This is a genomic window from Desulfobulbus sp., from assembly GCF_030824455.1.
GTDB lineage: Bacteria > Desulfobacterota > Desulfobulbia > Desulfobulbales > Desulfobulbaceae > Desulfobulbus.
Genome location: NZ_JAVBXR010000022.1, coordinates 48,440 through 67,361 on the forward strand (window position 1 = coordinate 48,440; position 18,922 = coordinate 67,361).

Annotated in this window: 15 protein-coding genes; 1 reads left to right on the forward strand and 14 read right to left on the reverse strand. The window is 62.2% G+C overall.

The genetic code is table 11. The annotated features are described in order from the left end of the window. Window positions 1-96: 96 nt before the first annotated feature. The gene (gene nadA, locus RCH93_RS03800; protein ID WP_306546987.1) at window positions 97-1,155 is read right to left on the reverse strand and encodes a quinolinate synthase NadA; all 1,059 of its coding nucleotides are present in this window, start codon (window positions 1,153-1,155) and stop codon (window positions 97-99) included. A 256-nt stretch (window positions 1,156-1,411) separates the two neighbouring features. Here nadA and RCH93_RS03805 point away from each other — a divergent pair, with 256 nt between their 5' ends. Continuing rightward, the gene (locus RCH93_RS03805) at window positions 1,412-2,737 is read left to right on the forward strand and encodes a putative sensor domain DACNV-containing protein (protein ID WP_306546988.1); all 1,326 of its coding nucleotides are present in this window, start codon (window positions 1,412-1,414) and stop codon (window positions 2,735-2,737) included. 31 nt (window positions 2,738-2,768) lie between these two features. On the opposite strand, the gene RCH93_RS03810 is transcribed toward RCH93_RS03805, so the two are convergent. The 13 genes from RCH93_RS03810 to murG form a co-directional block, all read right to left on the reverse strand. Further along, window positions 2,769-3,962 (reverse strand): multidrug effflux MFS transporter, encoded by a 1,194-nt coding sequence (locus tag RCH93_RS03810; protein ID WP_306546989.1) that lies wholly within the window; start codon window positions 3,960-3,962, stop codon window positions 2,769-2,771. A gap of 158 nt (window positions 3,963-4,120) precedes the next feature. Beyond that, entirely contained in the window at window positions 4,121-5,932 is a 1,812-nt protein-coding gene (locus RCH93_RS03815) for an ATP-binding protein (protein WP_306546990.1), read from the reverse strand. Continuing rightward, window positions 5,929-6,744 carry an iron export ABC transporter permease subunit FetB gene (gene fetB / locus RCH93_RS03820; RefSeq protein ID WP_306546991.1) on the reverse strand — a complete coding sequence of 272 codons (816 nt, stop codon included), beginning with the start codon at window positions 6,742-6,744 and terminating at the stop codon, window positions 5,929-5,931. The genes RCH93_RS03815 and fetB overlap by 4 nt, the downstream gene beginning before the upstream one ends. Next, window positions 6,734-7,360 (reverse strand): ATP-binding cassette domain-containing protein, encoded by a 627-nt coding sequence (locus RCH93_RS03825; RefSeq protein ID WP_306546992.1) that lies wholly within the window; start codon window positions 7,358-7,360, stop codon window positions 6,734-6,736. The genes fetB and RCH93_RS03825 overlap by 11 nt, the downstream gene beginning before the upstream one ends. Continuing rightward, entirely contained in the window at window positions 7,342-8,472 is a 1,131-nt protein-coding gene (locus RCH93_RS03830; protein WP_306546993.1) for a hypothetical protein, read from the reverse strand. The genes RCH93_RS03825 and RCH93_RS03830 overlap by 19 nt, the downstream gene beginning before the upstream one ends. Before the next feature lie 9 nt (window positions 8,473-8,481). Continuing rightward, complete coding sequence (locus tag RCH93_RS03835; protein ID WP_306546994.1) at window positions 8,482-10,050, reverse strand: ATP-binding protein; 1,569 nt, start codon at window positions 10,048-10,050, stop codon at window positions 8,482-8,484. Continuing rightward, window positions 10,037-11,779: a radical SAM protein gene (locus tag RCH93_RS03840; protein ID WP_306546995.1), complete on the reverse strand. Its 1,743-nt coding sequence runs from the start codon at window positions 11,777-11,779 to the stop codon at window positions 10,037-10,039. The genes RCH93_RS03835 and RCH93_RS03840 overlap by 14 nt, the downstream gene beginning before the upstream one ends. A 173-nt stretch (window positions 11,780-11,952) precedes the next feature. Beyond that, a complete protein-coding gene (gene ftsZ, locus RCH93_RS03845; RefSeq protein WP_306546996.1) occupies window positions 11,953-13,161 on the reverse strand; it encodes a cell division protein FtsZ in 1,209 nt (402 codons plus the stop codon). Between the two features lie 87 nt (window positions 13,162-13,248). Next, the gene (ftsA, locus tag RCH93_RS03850) at window positions 13,249-14,517 is read right to left on the reverse strand and encodes a cell division protein FtsA (RefSeq protein ID WP_306546997.1); all 1,269 of its coding nucleotides are present in this window, start codon (window positions 14,515-14,517) and stop codon (window positions 13,249-13,251) included. Next, complete coding sequence (locus tag RCH93_RS03855) at window positions 14,477-15,415, reverse strand: cell division protein FtsQ/DivIB (RefSeq protein WP_306546998.1); 939 nt, start codon at window positions 15,413-15,415, stop codon at window positions 14,477-14,479. Before RCH93_RS03855 ends, ftsA begins: the two co-directional genes overlap by 41 nt. Window positions 15,416-15,436: 21 nt before the next feature. Further along, complete coding sequence (gene murB, locus RCH93_RS03860) at window positions 15,437-16,372, reverse strand: UDP-N-acetylmuramate dehydrogenase (protein WP_306546999.1); 936 nt, start codon at window positions 16,370-16,372, stop codon at window positions 15,437-15,439. A gap of 61 nt (window positions 16,373-16,433) precedes the next feature. Further along, a complete protein-coding gene (gene murC / locus RCH93_RS03865) occupies window positions 16,434-17,819 on the reverse strand; it encodes a UDP-N-acetylmuramate--L-alanine ligase (protein WP_306547000.1) in 1,386 nt (461 codons plus the stop codon). A gap of 33 nt (window positions 17,820-17,852) precedes the next feature. Then, the coding region (gene murG / locus RCH93_RS03870; protein WP_306547001.1) for an undecaprenyldiphospho-muramoylpentapeptide beta-N-acetylglucosaminyltransferase at window positions 17,853-18,922 on the reverse strand (1,070 nt) is incomplete at its 5' end.

Below are 18,922 nucleotides of genomic sequence, written 5' to 3' on the forward strand. Positions count from 1 at the left end.
CTGCCAGGCGACGCGGCACGATAGCCTGCCGTTGCCTCAGCAGGCACAGCGCCGCCTGGGCTCAAGGCCGCAACATCTCCCGCCCTCTCTCGCCAACTACTTTTTCAAGGTCTTGGCAAAATCAAGCATCCGCTGAATCGGGATCCGCGCCCGAGTCGCCAATTCCGGCGCCACCAGGATCTCGCCTGCCCCTGTCTCCAGAGCCTGCGCCAGTTTCGCCAGGGTGTTCATCTCCATCCACGGACAGCGGGCGCAGCTTTCACAGGTGGCCCCCTCGCCGCCAATCGGCGCGCCAAGGAGGATCTTGTCCGGGGCCAGCTGCTTCATCTTATTGAAGATGCCGGCGTCGGTGGCCACGATGAACTCTTTGTTGGGCAGTTGCTGCACCGCCTGGATCAGGGCCGTGGTGGAGCCCACCACATCCGCCTGATCGACCACGTCTTGGGGCGATTCGGGATGCACCAGCACCGCCGCCTGGGGATGCAGCTCGCGCAACCGCGCCAGAGCGTCCGCCTTGAATTCCTCATGGACGATGCAGGAGCCGGGCCAGAGAATCATCTCCACCCCGGTCAGACGTTGCACATAGCGCCCCAGATGCCTGTCCGGCCCCCAGAGAATTTTTTCCCCGCGCTCAGCCAGATGTTTGATCACCGGCAGGGCAATGCCAGAGGTGACCACCCAGTCGGCACGCGCCTTGACCTCGGCGCTGGTGTTGGCGTAGACCACCACCGTGTGGTCGGGATGACGGTCGCAATATTCGGCAAAGAGATCAATCGGGCAGTTCTCGTCCAGCGAGCAGGTGGCGGCCAAATCGGGCATCAGCACCCGTTTTTCGTTATTGAGAATCTTGGATGTCTCGCCCATGAACCGCACCCCGGCCACCACCAGGGTCTGCGCCGGGTGTTCGGTCCCGAACCGGGCCATCTCCAGCGAGTCGGCAACGCAGCCGCCGGTCTCCTCGGCCAAGTCCTGCAATTCTCCGTCGGTGTAATAGTGGGCGACCAGGACCGCGTTCTTTTCCTGCAGCATGCTTTTGACGCGCTCGCGCAGCGCCTTTTTTTCCGACTCCGGCAACTCCAGCCGCACCGGATGCGCCGGAATCTTGACCAAGGGAATGCTGACGTCCGCCAGGGTTTCTCGTAATCCGTTTTTCATGTCCAACTCTGCTTGTCTCTCGCTCGATAACAAAAGCCCGCCGCCCACCGGGACAACCGACCCCCTCGTCCAAGGCTCCCTACTACCGCAAAACCCTTCGCAACACAACCCTTTTCCAGAAAATCCCACCAGCCGCGCATCCTCTGGAAAACACTCCAAGAAAATAGTTTTACCAACCGCCAAGATCAGGGTTTCATCTCGATGCAACCTACGGTATACTGCCCTTACTCCCGCAAACTCTTCCCCGGAACCGGCCATGCACGTCTACCCTTCCGAACTTGTCGCCCTCATCAATCAGCGCTGGAACGGCACGCCGACAGCGGAGGCAAGCGACGACGGCCAGGCGACCAGCACTCTGCCCGGCAAGGCGGCTCTGGAACAACTGATCTCCACCTGCTACCAAGTCAGCATGATGCGCGAGGAAGACCGACCGGTCACCCTCCGGCTTATCCTGGCCAAATCCGAACTTTTCCCGCCCGATCAGGGACCGCCCAAGGGATTTCTCCGCCTGCTTTTCTCGCCCCCCCGCCCCTTCAACGAATACGAACTGCGCCGTCTTTCGCCGGCCGTGGATTTCGAACGCTCGCTGGTCGGCATTGAGCCGCATCCGGAGAAGGGCTTTCAGATCTGGGGTGTGGTCAACTCCGGCATTCGCTGGCTGCAGCAGGAACGCGGCGGCAACAAGAAAACCAACCAACTGCCGGACGCCTTTGTCGTCCATGTGACCGGACCAGGCATGCTGACCATCTGCCGGGGGCTTAAGATCATCGCCACCCTCAACAGCGGCAAATTGCTCGATTCCACCGCCAATGCTTTTCAATCCAAGTGGATGAACAAACTCCTCGCCCCGGTGCGCGAATCCCTGCTGGAGGCCCATGAGGCGTTCCGGGCCAGCGTCCTCTACCCGGTGGCCAAAATCCAGGACGAGTTCATCGAAAACCTGCAATTCCAGCTCATCAAACGGGTGCTCAGCGTTACCCGAATGAACCGGCACGGCGGCACCTTTATCATCTTCCCCGACGACAATCCGGCCGAACTGGCAGCCGACAATCCCTCCATCCTGCTCAAATACCGCTTCCAGAACGACGAGGCCGTCCGGCGGCAGCAACAACTGATGATCAGAACCATCCGCCTGGCGACCACGGCCCTGGGCGACATCAACGATCCGGACAAGATCGTCACGTGGAAGGATTACGTCGAGCTCCGTCACGAATCAGCGGTGTACGATCTGGAAGAGGCGCTCTATGAGCAGGCGCAGTTCATGGCCAGCCTAGCCTCGGTGGACGGGGCGGTGGTGACCTGCAGTCGCGGCCCATTGGGCTTCGGCGGCATGATCGTCGGCTCGCTCGACAAACTCACCGAGGTGGCGCTTGCCAGCGACATCGAGGGCAAAATGGTCACCCTGGGCAAAATCGAGGGCTACGGTTCCCGACACCGGTCCGTCTACCACCTCTGCAACGCCATCCACCAGGTTATGGCCATTGTTGTGTCCCAAGACGGCAACGTGCAGTTGGCCAAATGGCGCAACGGCATCGTCACCTGCTGGGATCTGACCACCCAGATGTTCATCGGCGACAATTAAGCAACGCTGGTTGCGCCGCCCTCTCCCCGCCTCAATCGTTTATCGTTCCTATCCGTCGTTTGACCACCTGCCACAGCAGCAGGGTGCAGGTCACCGAAATCACGCCCATCAATCCCAGCGTCACAATCTTGTCGTTCCAGTCGAACGAAAAAAACCACATCGCCAGGGCGCCGATCATAAAATACAAAAAGACCATCAACGACGAGGCGGCGCCGGTGTCGCGATCCACCTGCTCCAGAATCAGGTTGTTGCCTGCGGGTCTGCAAAAAGAAAAACAGAAGGTCAGACAGAACATCGGCAGGGTCAACCGCCAGGGAATCGGGATCCAGGGACAGAGCAGGAGCAGCGAGGCGGCCAGCATGCCGGCAAAGGCCCAAGGCATGAGCCGGGTGATGGAATAGCGGCGGACCATTCGCGAAAAAGCCAGGGGCGCCAGCACAAAGGCCAGGGCGTTGAAGCCGAAGAAATAGCCGAATTGCTGCTCGTCGTAGCCGAAGCGGGTGATGTAGATGTCCGAGGAGCCGCCGATGAAGGCGAACACCGGCACGCAGGTGCAGGACAGGGTCAGCAGCAGCGAGATGTAGCGACGGTTGCGACACAGGCGCAGATAACTGGCCGCCACCTGGCGGAAACTGGCCGGGGCCTCCGCCCGCAGGGACTCGTCCATGGCAAACACGCCGGCAAAAGCGATGGTCCCCAGGACCGCCTGAAGGACGAAAATCCAGTGCCAGGAAAGCAGTTTGATAATCCAGCCGCCGAGAATCGGGGCGATCATCGGCGCGGTGGCGACAATCACCCCAATCTGGATGAACACCCGCTGCCGCTGCTGGCCGCTGAAACGGTCCTTGCTGACGGCAAAAACAATGGCCGAGGCGGCTGCGGCGCCCGCCCCCTGGAGGAAGCGGCCGAAGATCATCATGTTGGCGCTGTGCGCCGAGGCGCAGACCAGACAGGCCAGCACAAACAGCCCCACGCCGACCAGCAGCGGCGGTTTCCGGCCGTATCGGTCGGACAGCGGCCCGTAAACGAGCAGAAAGCCACAGTAGGTCATGAAAAAGGTGACCAGGGTGAGATTGATGGCCACCAGCGGGGCCTGCAGCTCGCGCTGCAACAGCGGCAGGGCCGGCAGATACATGTCGGTGGCCAGCGGCGGAAAGGCCGACAACAGGGACAGCAAAAAAATGATCGGAGGAAAGCGCTTCCTGATCTCGTCAATACAACCCATCCGGAGCACTCCTCACCCACAGGGAATTCAACAATCGAGTGCGTGAACCGGCACGAACTCCAACACCAAGCGTTGGAAATAATCCTCTATTTGCAGCCAGGCCGCAAGCACAACCTTGCGCGGCCTGTCCCTGGAGCGGCGGGCGTCTTTCAGTCGGGCTATTTCTCGGCCAGCGCGTTTGCCAGCACCCGTCCCAATTCAGCCACCTTGTAGGGTTTGGCCAGGACGCCGCAAAACCCGTGGCTCAGGTAGTCGGCCATGATCGGATCGTGGGAGTAGCCGCTGGAGACGATCAATCGAGCCCCGGGCCGCCGGGCGAGGATCAGCTTGGCCGCTTCCTTGCCGCCCATGCCGCCTGGGATGGTCAAATCCATGATGACCGCCGCATAGGGTCTGCCGGCGATCAGGGCCGCCTCGTAGAGACGCGTGGCGGTTGTTCCGTCGGCGCAGGTGTCGACCTCGTAGCCCAGATAGCCGAGCATGGCGGCGGCAATGTCGCAAATGGCCGCTTCGTCGTCCATGACGAGAATCTGCGGCGAGTCGGATCGTTCCGAGCTTGGGGCCTCGCCAACCGGCGCCGGCGCGGTTGTGGGCGCGGCCTGGGTTGCTGGAAGGTGGAGGGTAAAGGTGGAGCCGCTGCCGATTGTGGACTCGACCGCTATGGCGCCGCCGTGCCGGGTGAGGATCGAGTAGGCCGAAGCCAGCCCCAGCCCGCTGCCCGTGGCCTTGGTGCTGAAGTAGGGCTCAAAGACGCGGTCCAAGATCTCCGGAGCAATGCCGCGGCCGGTGTCGATCAGTCTGATGCGGACATATTTCCCCACGGCCAGGGCCTGCAAGGAATCGCGCTCAATCACCGCATTCTCGGCGACAATCCGCAGCACGCCGCCGTCGGGCATGGCCTGCACCGCGTTGATGATGATGTTGTTGAGCACCTGGGAGATCTGGCCGGCGTCGACCTGCACGGCCCAGACGTCGGCCGCGATCTGCGCTTCGCCTCGAACCCGCGAGCCCCGCAACATCAGGCTCAAAGCCTCGTTAACCAGCGCCGCCACCGAGGTCGCCTGTCGGATCGGTTCCCCGCCCCGGGCAAAGGTCAGCAACTGCTTGGTCAGTTCCGCCGCCCGCGCCGAGGCCTGCTCCGCCGAGTCCAACGGTTGGCGGGCCTTATGGTCGGGTTCGAGCAGCACCTGGGCGTAGGACAGATTGCCCATGATGCCGGTAAGGATATTGTTGAAATCATGGGCAATGCCGCCGGCAAGCACGCCGATGGATTCCAGCTTTTGCATCTTGATCAACTCATTGCGCAACAGCTCCCGCTCAGTGATGTCGGTGAGGATCACCACAATCCGCTTGCCGATCAGCTGGGTGTTGGCGATGGCGTGGCGGATCTCGCCGTTTTTGCAGGCCACCTTGATCTCGAAGGGCCGGATCGGGGCGTTGCTTGTCCGCGCGCTGTCAAGCGCCTCCTTCCAGGCGGCCATCAGCAATTCCCGGTAGGCCGGATCGGGATAGGCCAGCAAAAACCATTGCTCGTCGGTGGGAATCTCGTCGAGGCTGTAGCCAAACCGTTCGCAAAAACTGATGTTGATGTATTCGATGGTTACGCCGTCGGTCAGGGCAATGCCCACCGGCATGGCGTCGAGGATGTCGCGGAGTTCCTGCTCGCTCTGGCGCAGATGGTTGGTTGTCGTCTGATAGGTCGCTATTTCCCGTCTGAGCAAAAAATAAATCAACGCGGCGGTGCCGACGACAAACAACCAGCCTTTGCAGGTTTGCGCCAGAGTCAAGAGGGCGGTATCGCGGAACGCCAAGGCGACGAGATAATCGGAGAACATCACCCAGAGCGCGGCTACGGCCAGATAGATGCCGGCAATTTTCAGCGGTCCGCGAGAACGGGAAGAAGGTTGCCCTTTGGCCTGACGTCGGCCTGCCTTGGCAAGGGCGGGGATGCCCGAAGCCGTGCGCCTCACGGTCGTTGCTCCTCGTCGGCCGTCTGCAGGGCGTCAAGCCGCAGGCGATGACGACCGTCGAACAACCGCCGCTCCACGCCGCGAATGGCGGCAATGGCGCCGAAACCGGTGCCGGCGCAGATAAGAAACATGATCAGAATTTGGTACTGGACCGCATCCATGGGGCTGGAACCACCGAGAATCTGGCCGGTCATCATGCCGGGCAGGCTCACCAGGCCGGCGGTGGCCATGGAGTTGATGATCGGCGTCATGCCGGAGCGGATGGCCTGGCGGCGAATCTCGCCCACCGCCTCGGCGGCGGTTTGCCCCAGGAGCAGGCGCTGCTCGACGACGCGGCGCTCCCGCCACAGGGTTTCAGTCATCCGGTCCATGGCCACGGCCACGCCGCTCATGGTGTTGCCCAGCAGCATGCCGAGCAAGGGAATGGCGTACTGCGGCGCATACCAGGGCTCGTTGCCGATAACCACGGTCAGCGCGAGGAAGGTGACGGTGAATGAGGAGAGAAACATGGCGCCGGAACCGATCAGCCAGCCCTGAAGACCGCTGACCCGGCGCTGCTGGCGCGCCATCACCTCGCGACCGGCGGCAATGAGCATCACCAGGGAAATCAGCGCCATGTAGACGATGTGCACATGGGCAAAGAGCAGCCGCAGGATGTGGCCAATAAGCAGCAGTTGCACCGTGGTGCGCGCGGCGGCAATAGCCAGATTTTTTGCCAGGCCCAGACGCAGCCGCCAGGACAGCAGCCCAAGCAGCACCAGCAAGGAGGCGGCCAGGGCCAAGTCGGCGGGCGTCAGCGGCTTAACGTGCATCGCCTGCGCCTCCTGCGTCGACAAGCAGGCCAGCGCTCTCCATGCGCAAACCCCGCCGGCTGACCCGCTCCAACTGAGCGGGATCGTGGCTGACCCAGAGCATGGGCGCCTGGCGGTCCGCGCCGTAACGCAACAGCAGATTTTCAACTCTGGCCGCGGCGTCGTGATCCAGGCTGGCGGTCGGTTCGTCGAGCAGCAGACACTGCGGCCCGTTGGCCAGCAGGCGAACGATGGCCAGCCGTTGCCGTTCGCCGGTGGAAAGACGGCTGACCTGCCAATCCTGCACCGAGCGGTCAAATCCCACGGCGGCCAGGGTCTGCTCGTCAATTGCAGCAAAATCGGCAAAATGCTCGCCGACCCGGTCAAGCCACCAGCCGCTTTCCGCAGGCAGCAAACCCACCAGGCGCCGCCACTGAGGACCGGTCACCGTATCTGCGTTGACGTCGCCCAGCTGCATGACGCCGGTGCGCGGATCAAGGTCGGCCAGGGCCCGCAGCAGCAGGCTCTTGCCCGCCCCGGAGGCCCCCGCAAGGCCAACGCACTCGCCGCCGGCAATGCGAAAGGCATAGGGTCCGCGATGTTGAAAACAGAGATTGCTTATTTCGAGGTTCGGCATCCGAAATCCTGAGCAAGAAGTGCGGCCACGTAGCCGGCCGCCTGATCCGCGCCGTTTGCCTTGCGCCTGGGCGGCGACTTGACGGTCGGCAGGGGCGGCATGTCCGCCAGCCATTCGCCGCTCTGCAGGCGGCGCTCTTCTATCTTCCATGAAAGCAGGCGGCTGTCAAGGAAGGCCTCAAGGGTGGCTGATTCGCGAAAACCAGGGCGCGGCACGTAGCCGTAGGCAGTCTCGCCGTGATAGGCCTCGGCCACGGTCGAGTAGCCAACCTTGCCCACCACCAGATCGGCGGCGGCGACCAGATCGGGGTGATGCCAGGGGGATCGGGGAGAGAGGAAACGAAGATTGTCGATGCATTCGTCCGGCCCCTGACGACGGGGAAGAACAAACACCATATCCAGGCGTTGCAGCAGCGGCTCAAGGTCCAGGTCTTCGCCGCCCTGGCTGCAGACACCACCCATGGTGAGCAGGACCAGCTGTTGCCCCGGCTCGCAGTGCAGCCGCCGGCGAATCGTTTCGGGATTGCGCAGGCGCCTGGCCACGGGATCGACGGTCAGGTCGCAGGGCGCTGGGCAACACACCGGGCGGGTCTGGATATGGTAATCGGCTTGGCGGAACAGAGCGGCCAAGGTGTTGATGTGAGCCCGAAATTGGGGCCGATTTTTCGCGTATTCCGCGTAGCCCTCGTAGATCCAATCCCAGGTGAAATTTTCGATCAGGAAGGAGGGAATGCCGGCAAGGTGGGCGGCGGCAATTCCCAGCGGCGCGATGTCGCACAGCACCAGACGACAATCGGCAAAGAGAGCGGCGGCCGGGCGGATGCGGGCCTCGCTCAAGGGATAGAACCGGTCCAGGGCCGCCAGGGTGGCGGGCAGATCTTCGCTAAGCGGACTTTGCTGGACCAGCCCGACGTCGGTTTCCAGATGGTGCACGGTGTGCGGCGCCGCAAGCGAGGCGGCAAACAGCCAGGACGGCGCCGAGGTGACGATGGTGAAGCGGGCCGCAATCCGTTCGCTCAGGGCCTGCATCACCGCGATCGCCCGGGTGGCGTGGCCAAAGCCGTGGCCGCTGACGCAGCAGCCGATGTGCACCCCGCCCGCGCCGTTCAGCATGGTCGAACCTTACGCCGCTCCCCCTGCGGTCACCGGCAGGACGATGCGGAAGACGCTGCCCTCGCCCGGCGTGCTGACCACGGCAATGCTGCCCTGGTGTTTGTCGACAATGCTTTTGGCAATGGTCAGCCCCAGCCCGGTGCCGCGATTCTTGTCGGTGTAAAATGGGGTGAAGATCTGCTCCAGTTTCTCTGGCGGAATGCCGACGCCGGAATCGGCGATCTCCGCCACAACTGTCCCCTTTTTCATGCCCAGGGCGGTGGTCAAAATCAGATTGCCGCCCTCGGGCATGGCCTGGATGGCGTTAAACACGATATTGAACAGCACCTGATACATCTGTTCGCTGTCAAAAACGATCTCAGGCAAATCCTGGTCAAGGAGCATCTCGACCTGCACCGCCTTCTGCTGCAGTTCCGGCTCCATGAACCGCAGCAGCCGTTCGATCACCGCGTTAAGCGAGCCAGGCATTTTTTTGATCTCGCGGGGCCGGGCAAAATCGAGGAATTCCCGGACAATGCCGTCCAAACGCGAGGTTTCCTCGACGATGATGTGGGCCAGCCGCTCGTTGCCGGGCGCCACCTTGCTGATCCGGTTGCCGAGGATTTCAGCCGTGGTGCGGACAATGCCCAGGGGATTTTTAATTTCATGGGACACCGCCGCCACCATCTTGCCCAGGGAGGCCAAGCGCTGGGCCTCGTTGAGCTGTTCCTCCAGGCGCAACCGCTCTTCGGCCCGCTCGGCCATGATCCGGTTGGCCCGCACCACGATCAGGCTGAGGATCACAAACAGCACCGACATAATCGCCAGGGAGAGGATGATGACCCGGGCCTGGAGGCGGACAATGGCCTCCAAATCCTCGGACAGATCCTGCACCACCTCAATCACCCCCATGATCTCGCCGGTGTGCTCGCCCAGCTTGTTCTCCTGCCGAAAGGGCACATAGGTTTTCAGGGTGCAGAACACCTTGGCCGCTCCGGGCAGCAGGCTGAACAGGCTGCCGCCGCTGATCAACACCGAATTGTTGTCCCCCTTGGCCGCCTTTTGGTACTCTAGCCCCCCCATGTCGCGCTTGCCCATCAGTTCGGACATGGTGGAATAGGCGACCCGATTCTGGCGGGGCTCGAAGATGGTCACCGAATCAATGCGCATGCCGCGGGTGATGTTGCCCACAATCTGATCCAGACGCTCGTACTGATCCTGCTCGGACAGCGCGATGCGGCCGTAGCGGACCACGGTGGGCAGCACAAACTGGAGAAAAACCTGCCGGTTGAGGTTGTCGGCAAAGAGGCGGGAATAGGCCTCGCTGCGCTGCAGCAACACGGTTTTGGCGTTGCTCGCAATCACCCAGGAGAGGATAAACGAGGCGATCAGGATCAACAGCAGCGAGGTGAAGGAAAAATATTTGACCAGTTCAAAGGGCAGCAGGGCGTTGCCGCCGTCCCGGAACCGCAGGCGGCGCCAAAGCTGCGAAAAATCGGGCCGGCGCAATTGCAGCCTCGAGAGCAGCCTGGAAAGCAGCCGGAGGCGCTTCTTGACCGGCGGCGTTCTGCGCACAACGCTGGGTCTAGCGGGTTTCATTGCAAACTCCACAGCGGCGGCAGACAGCGGGTTCGCACGGCCGGGTCGCGGTCCCGCGCAGGGCTCGCTCATACTCCTCCCAGAGAAAACCGGGGCGAACGCCGTGATCCACCACCTGCCAGCACATCTGCTCATCGCGGCGGCGCGGTCGCACGGCGTACTGCCAGGGATCGATCCGGAGGCGGCGCAGGGCCTGCTTGAAGGAGAAGCGGCCGAGCCCGACGTCCAGCAGGGCCGGGCCGATGCGGCGATCCGCCCGGGCATAGACCGCCTGTTGCAGCGCCTGCTCCGGATGATCGAATTTGAGATGCAGATTTGCGGTTTTGTTCAGCATTTTACGCAAGTACCCGATGGAGTCCTTGAGCGCCGCCAGGGCCGGTTCGACGCGTTGCTCGCTGGCGGCCTGGGGCGAAAGCCCGCCAAAGGAGCAATACTGGAACGGCGTCCAGGGCTTGGGCACGAAACAGTTGATCGACAGGGTCAGCTCCGACACCCGCCCCCTGGCCCGGCCCACCGGCAGAATCCGGGCGCGCAACCGCTCCACCAGCCGGATCAGTTCGTCGAGATCGTCCCGGGTTTCCGTGGGCAGGCCGATCATCACATACAATTTGAGATGAAAGATGCCCGCCGCAACCAGACGCTCGGCGGCGGACAACAGATCGTCCTCGCTGAGCCCCTTGTTGATCAGGGTGCGCAACCGCTCGGAACAGCCGTCAGCGGCAATGGCCACGCTTTTCAGGTTGGAGGCCGCGAGCAGTTCCAGGGTCTGCTCTGAGATGCGGTCGGCCCGCAACGATGAAAAGGAGAGCGCGCAATCGTGTTGCCGGAGATAGGCCGCGATCTGGTCCACGGTTTCCTCGCTGACCATCTCCATGCCGAGCAGGCCGATGCGGTCCATTCGCTCCGGTCGGTCGGCCAGTCCGGCGAGGATGGCCTCGGCCGTCCACAACCGGGGCGGTCGATAGATAAACCCAGCGGCGCAGAACCGGCAACCGCGACTGCAGCCCCGCCCCAGTTCGACCATATACATGCCGAGCTCGGCCTCGGGCGACAGCAGGGTCGAATGGGCCGCCTGTTCCATGGCGGGCGCGATCACCTTGACCACCCGCTCCGGCAGACCGGCGCGTGGGGCAATCCCGGTGACTTCGCCGTCGTCCGCATAGGAAAATTGGTACATGCCGGGCACATAGCAACCAGGAAAGGTTCCGCCGATCCGCAGCAGCAACTCGTCCCGGGCGCCGGCGGCATATTCGCCCAAAGCCGCCATCAGCGACGCCAGCAGCGGTTCGGCCTCGCCGATCACCATCAGATCGGCGAAAACGGCCAGGGGTTCGGGGTTCATGAACACCCCGACCCCGCCCAGCACCACCAGCGGTTCGCCGGCCCCCACGGTCTGCGACCGGTCTGCGGCAAAGGGGGCAATGCCGCCCGCCGCCAGCATGGCCGCCAGACGGGGATAGTCGTGCTCAAAACTGATCGAACCCAGCACCAGGGGAAAGTCGCTCAAAGGGCGGGAGGATTCCAGGGAACGCAGAGGTTCGCCCTGCGCAGGATAGACAAAGCGTTCGCAGACAATCGCCTCCTGCTGATTGAGCAGGGTGTAGACCAGTTGATAGCCAAGGTTGGAAACGGCCACCGGGTAGGTGTTGGGATAGAGCAGCGCCACCGGCGTTCGGTCTTTCCACTTCTTGCGGACTGTGCCGGTTTCAGCAGCCAAATGGACGGACAAGGGATCAGACCAGGGGAGGAGGAAAGGAGGCGGCCCTGCAAAGCAGCCGGTGCAACACGAGCCGAGGTCTTGAGCGCCAAAACGCCACAGGGGAATATCCGAAGATATTCCCCTGTGCGCTGCGTTGTGTCGGCGCCGTCAAAACCGTGTCCGCGAAAACGAACGCCCGGCTGTTAGTTCGCTTTCTTGCGCAGATAGGCCGGCTCCTCGTACTCGTTGAGTTCGTGGTCGTCAAAAATCGGCTTCGGCATGCGCGGCAAACCCTTGGGCAGGAGATTGGGTTTGGCGATGCTCACTGCGGCGGCCTCGGACAGCATGGCGTCGTCGTCAAGCAGCCTCGGCATGCGCGAGCGGGTCGTGGCCGGCGGTTGCTGCGTCTGACGGCTGCGCACCACCTCAAGCTGCGAGATCTCCGGCTCCTCGATGCTCGAGATGCCGGTGGCGATCACCGTCACCCGCAACTCCTCGCCCAGGGATTCGTCGAACAGGGCGCCGATGATGATGTTGGCGTCGTCGTGGGCTTTTTCCTGGATCAGGGCCGAGGCTTCCATGAATTCGTTCATGGTCAGGGTGTCCTTGGCGGCCGAGATGTTGATCAGAATGCCGCGGGCGCCGTCAATGCCGACGTCCTCAAGCAGCTGATTGTCGATGGCGCGTTTGGCGGCCTCGGTGGCGCGATTCTCGCCGACTGCGGTGCCGGTGCCCATGATCGCCGGACCGACCTCTTTCATGACGGTCTTCAAGTCGGCAAAGTCGACGTTGATGTGCCCCGGCAGGTTGATCAGGTCGGTGATGCCCTTGACCGCCTGCAACAGGACGTTGTCGACCATCTGCATCATGTCGACCAGGGTGGAATTCTTGTTCATCAGGCTGAGCAGCCGGTCGTTGGGCACGGTAATGATGGTGTCGGAAAACTCCTTCAACCGTTCCCAGCCCGACTCGGCGTTGCGCATCCGCTTTTTCGCCTCAAAATAGAACGGTTTGGTGACGACCGCAACCGTCAGCGCGCCGGATTCCTTGCTGAGCTTGGCAATCACCGGCGCTGCGCCGGTGCCGGTGCCGCCGCCCAGACCGGCGGTGACGAACACCATGTCCGCGCCCTTGAGCACGCTCTGCAAATCCTCGTAGCTCTCCTGAGCGGCTTCGCGACCCATTTCCGGATCGGCGCCGGCGCCCATGCCCTTGGTGATTCCCGGCCCCAGCTGCAGCCGGATGTCGGCGCGGGATTTCTCCAAGGCCTGCATATCGGTGTTGGCGGCAATAAACTGCACGCCGGCCAAACGGCTCTCCACCATGGTGTTGATGGCGTTGCCGCCGCCACCGCCGACCCCGATTACCTTTATAACTGCAACAGATTCTTCTTCGGCCATCCTAAACGGCATGTTTCTCTCCCAAGAAAAAATTCCCCGATAAATTCCCTTTGTATATACCACCGCGCAAAGCGGCGCCAAAGGGAAAACTCAGTCGATTCAGACGATATTCTTTACCCAATTTTTAAACTTGCTTACCATCCCGCCGCTTTCCTTCGGCACATAGGCCTTGGCCTTGCTGCCGTGCAACACCAGCCCGACGCCGGTGGTGCATCGGGGCGAACGGATGTCCTCAATTCGCCCGTTGACCCCTTGGGGGTAGCCGATGCGCACCGGCAAATCAAACACCTGCTCCGCCATCTCGACAATGTTGGCCAGCAGCGCAGTGCCGCCGGTGATGACGATGCCGGCGTTGATCCGGTTGCGATAGCCCGAGGCGCAGATGTTTTTGTTGACCATCTGCAGAATTTCTTCCATCCGGGCCTCAAGGATCTCCACCATGATCCGCTGTGAGACCTTGCGCGGCTTGCGGTCGCCGACCGTGGGCACCTCAATGATGTGATTTTCCTTAATCATCGAACTGAGGGCGCCGCCGTAGAGGTATTTCAGCTCTTCGGCCTCGAGCAGCGGGGTGCGCAGCCCCACGGAGAGGTCGCTGGTTAGATTGTTGCCGCCCAGGGCCAGTTCCCAGGTGTGCTTGATGGTGCCGTTGCAAAAGATGGCCAGATCGGTGGTGCCGCCGCCGATGTCGATCAGGGCCACGCCCAACTCCATTTCGTCCTTGCCGAGCACGGTCAGGGACGAGGCCACCGATTCGAGGACAATCTCGGCCACGTTCAGTCCAGCCCTGTTGCAGCTGGTCACCACGTTGTGCAAGGCGGTGACGTCGGCGGTGACGATGTGGACGTTGGTCACCAGCCGAACCCCGGTCATGCCGAGCGGATTCTGGATGCCGGTGTGATCGTCGACCATGTACTCCTGGGGCAGCACGTGGATGATCTGCTGATTGTCGGAAATCTTAACCGTCTGGGCCGCCTGGATGACGGCTTCAATGTCCTTTTCCTTGATCTCCTGGTTGTTGATGGCGATGATGCCCGGAGAGTTGAAGCCTTTGATGTGGTTGCCCGCAATACCGACAAAAACCGACTCGATGTCGCAGCCGGCCATGTCCGAGGCCGCGTCAACCGCCTGGCGGATCGACTTGACCGTGGACTCGATGTTGACCACCACGCCCTTTTTCATGCCTGAGGAGGCTGCGGTGCCGACGCCGATGATTTCCACCTCATCGTCATGCACCTCGCCGATCATGGCGCAGACCTTGGTCGTGCCTATGTCCAGGCCGGCGACGAGTTCACCTGGCTCGCGCGGTTCCTGTTCGTCCAACTCCTCATCCGTCAATTTGGGCTCCGGTAACCAAGACTTTATCATCTAAATAATCCATTCGAATTTCTTTAACAGCATCAACCTGTTTTTTTGCGTACAGCTGTTCAAGGACCTTGACCAGCCGAAAAAATTTTGTCTGCAGCCGATCAGCCCCAAAGTAGACGGGAAAGGGGCGGTCCACCAGATAGAGAATGACGCCCCGTTTTTCGTCCACATGCACCTCGGACACCGCTTGGATCGGCAGGATGGCGTTGCCTTTGGCCGCCAACTGCAGCAGGGCGCAGGCCGACTCGGCGAGGCTGCCTTTGACAAATCCGTTCGCATCGACGTCTCTGCCGGCCGCCACCCCGGTGATCACCGGAAAATCCAACTCCTGCCCTTGCCCCACCTCGGCAAACAGACGCCCCGACCGGCTGAGGTAGCGCAATCGTCGCTCTTTGTCCGTCTCCACATTCACCAGGGCAAAGGGCTGATGCTCGTTGACCGTGATTTCCACCGCCGAGGGCCACTGGGTTTTGATCTCCGCGCTCTCCACCCACGGGTGCTCGGCAATCCGCGCTTCAGCCGCCTTGGCGTTGAACCGCATCAGGCTGCCGCCCTGCTGCAACCCGGCCAGATCGAGGATCTGGCGCTCGGTGACGACGTGCTCGCCGGTAATCCGGATGTCCGACAAACGAAAAATATTGGACCGGAGCAACAACCGGGTCGAAGCCCAAAAGAGCCCCCCCGCAACAACGCAGAGAACGAGCGCCAGCAGGATCTTTTGGGAAAACCGTTTCCATTGCCCCGTTCTTTGCGAGCCGGTCGCCATCGACTGCGGCCTGAACGGAACCGGTTTGGCCGGCTTGCGCGACAGCGTTCCGCGCAGCCTGTCGGTCCAGCGGGGCTTTCTGCCCCCTTTCCGGGAACGGGTCGGCGCCTGACGGGGGGTGTAGATCGCCATCAGTCCTCACACTTCCGGTTCCTAAAAAATGTGGACTTCAGGCTCAAGCAACACGCCTGACTGCTTCAACACTTTTTGTCGCACCTGCTCCATGAGCGCGAGGATGTCCTCGGGTACGGCGCCGCCGGTGTTGACGATGAAATTGGCGTGCTTGGGCGACACCATCGCCTTACCCTGCGCCAGCCCCTTGAGCCCGGCCAATTCGATCAGGCGGCCGGCATAATCGCCGGCGGGATTCTTGAAAAAGGAGCCTGCCGATCCGACTCCCGACGGCTGCTTCTGCTTGCGCTGGCTGATGATCGCCCGGCATTGCCCGGCCACCTGAAGCCGGTCGGCGGGCCGCAAACGCAATGCGACCGCGGCGATGAGCATCTTGGCCGCAGGTTCTCCCGGCAGGCGACTGCTCCGGTAAGCAAAGCGGATCTCCTTGCCGTCAACCTCGACAGTTTCGCCCTGACTGGTTGCGCATTGCACCGAGTCAACGACCTCGCTGATCGAATGGCCAAAAGCCCCGGCGTTCATGCGCACAGCGCCGCCGATGGAACCAGGGATGCCGGCCATGAACTCCAATCCGCCCAGGCTGTTCTTGGCGCACCAGCCAATCACCGCCGCCAGACTGCAGCCGGCGTTCACCCGCACCCGAACCTCATGTGCGGCCTGGTTTTCGCAGGGGGCAGGTTCGACCGTTATGTCCCGTGTTGTCCCGCGCAGGCGGATAAAGACGCCTTCATGGCGCCCTCTGGTAACAAGAATATTGGAGCCGCCGCCAATGACCTGCCAGGAAATTCGCTGCCGATGCAGCCAATCCAGGAGCGCGGCCAGGGTTTGGGAATCGCCGATCTCAACCAGAGCCTCGACTTCGCCGCCGGCGCGAAAAGTCGAAAAGGCGGCCATATTGGCGCCCCAACGAACCGAGGGACACAACGCCGCAAGCTCAGCGCGTTGTTGACTATTCATGATTGCCCTCCCGTTTTCGTTGTTCTGACCGCGCCGACTCTGACGCAACCCAAAATTTGCATTAATGAGACTGTTCCGCAAGCAGATCCAACAATTGTTCGCCCACCCGCACAATGTTGCCGGCCCCCAGGGTCAGCAACAGATCGCCCGGCTGCAGCAGCGCCGCCAACGCCTGCGGCTGCTGGACAAGTTGGGAAATGCAATAGGTCTGACGCTGGCCGTGCTGTTTGATGGCCTCCTGCAAACGCTCGGAGGTGACCCCTTCTATCGGCTGCTCGCCAGCCGGATAGATGTCGGTCAGCACCAGCACGTCGGCGCGGCGAAAAGCGGTGGTGAAATCGGCAAACAAACCTTGGGTGCGGCTGTAGCGATGCGGCTGAAAGGCCACCACCACCCGTCGCTCCGGCCAGCCTTCGCGCACCGCGTCCAAAGTGGCCCTAATTTCGGTGGGATGATGACCGTAATCGTCCACCACCAACACGCCCCCGACCTCGCCTTTCACCTGGAGGCGACGTTGCACGCCCTGAAAATTCTCGAGCGCCTTGGCGATAACCGCAAAATCAATCTCCAACTCCAAACCAACGCTGATTGCGGCCAGACTGTTGTAGACGAGGTGTTTTCCCGGCCGATTGAGACGAATCACGCCCAGTTCGCCGTTGCGGTTGCGCACCGTAAACTGGGAGGCGCCGTTGCCGGAAGTGATCTTGACCGCTTGCAGATCGGCCTGTTCGGTCAGACCATAGGTGGCGATGCGTTTTTGAATCCGGGGCAGCACCTGAGCGATGTTGTCGTTGTCGATGCAGACCACGGCGACCCCATAAAAGGGCAGACGATCAATGAAGGCAAGAAAATACTCTTTAATGTGTTCGATGTCGCGATAATAGTCGAGATGTTCGAGATCGATGTTGGTAACCACCTCGATCACCGGCGACAATTTGAGAAACGAGCCGTCGCTCTCGTCGGCCTCGGCCACCAGAAACTCGCCCTCGCCCAGCTTGGCGTTGCTGCCCAGGGCGTGGACCTTGCCGCCGACCACCACGGTGGGATCGAGTCCGGCCTCGGCCAGAATGGCGGCCACCATCGAGGTGGTGGAGGTCTTGCCGTGACTGCCGGCCACCGCAATCCCGTATTTCTTCAGCCGCATCAACTCCGCGAGCATCTCCGCCCGCTGCACCACTGGAACGTGCGCTTCCTTGGCGGCCACCACTTCGGGATTGTCGGCGGCGATGGCGGTGGAGGTCACCACCACGTCGGCCCCGGCAGCCCAAGCGGCCTCGTGGCCCTCGTGGACGACGCCGCCCATCTGCTCCAGTCTCCGGGTGATGTCGGTGGATCGCAGGTCGGAACCGCTTACCTGATAGCCGAGGCTCAACAGCAGCTCGGCGATGCCCGACATGCCGATGCCGCCGATGCCGACGAAGTGGATATGTTTGGTTTTTCTATACATGAAGGGCTCTGCTGTCAAATGAGGAGAGGATTATCAAGGCTGCGCCGGGCGGGCGGCAAGCCGCAAACATTCATCCACGATCCGGTTGGCGGCGTCCGGCATAGCCATGGTCTTCATGTTGGCCGCCATTGTATGTAACTCTTCCGGGTTGTGCAAGTATTCGCTGACGGATCGGGCAAGAATTTCGCCGGTCAGCCCGGACTCGCGCAGCATCCGGCAGCCTCTTCCTTTTACGTAATATTCTCCGTTTGTTGCCTGATGGTCGTCCGCAGCGTAGGGGTACGGCACCAGCAGGGCCGGCAGCCCCATGACCGCCAGTTCCGCCAGGGTGGTTGCTCCGGCGCGCGACACCACCAGATCGGCGCGGGCATAGACGCTTGCCATGTCGCGAATAAAGGCGGAAACCTCGGCCTCGACCCCTAAGGCGCGGTAGCAGGCCGTCACCTGTTCCTGATCGGCGGTTCCGGTCTGGTGGATCACCCGCAGCGGCGTTCCTTGTTGCGCGAGCAAGGCCACAGCCTCCATCATCAACTGGTTGACGCGGCGCGCCCCCTGACTGCCGCCCAGCACCAACACAGTCGGCAGATCAGCGCGCAATCGTTCTTGAGCGGCAGCGGCTAGAATCTCCCGCCGCACCGGATTGCCGGTCTGCACCGTTTTGGCCGCTGGGAAAGGCGGCGTGCATGGCAGGGAAACAAAGACTCGGTCCGCCAGCTTGCCGGCAAGCCTGTTGGCCATGCCCGGCACTGAATTCTGCTCGTGGATGGCGATGGGAACCCCCAAGAAACGAGCCGCGAGCAGGACTGGCCCGGTCACGTAGCCGCCGACGCCGAGTACCAGATCCGGCTTGAACCGCCGCAACATGGCCGCAGCCGTAAGCACCGCGCCCGGCATGAGCGCCAGGCTGCGAAATCGCGCTCCCAGACCGAGCCCTTTGACGCCGCCGCATTCCAAAGCCGCCAGCTCAAAACCCAGGCCGGCCAGGGCCTGTTGATCGAGGAGGCGCGAGGTGCCAATGAACAGCACCTTGGTTTCCGGCTCCCGCCGGCGCATGGCGGTCGCCACCGCTATGCCCGGAAAAAGATGCCCGCCGGTTCCGCCGC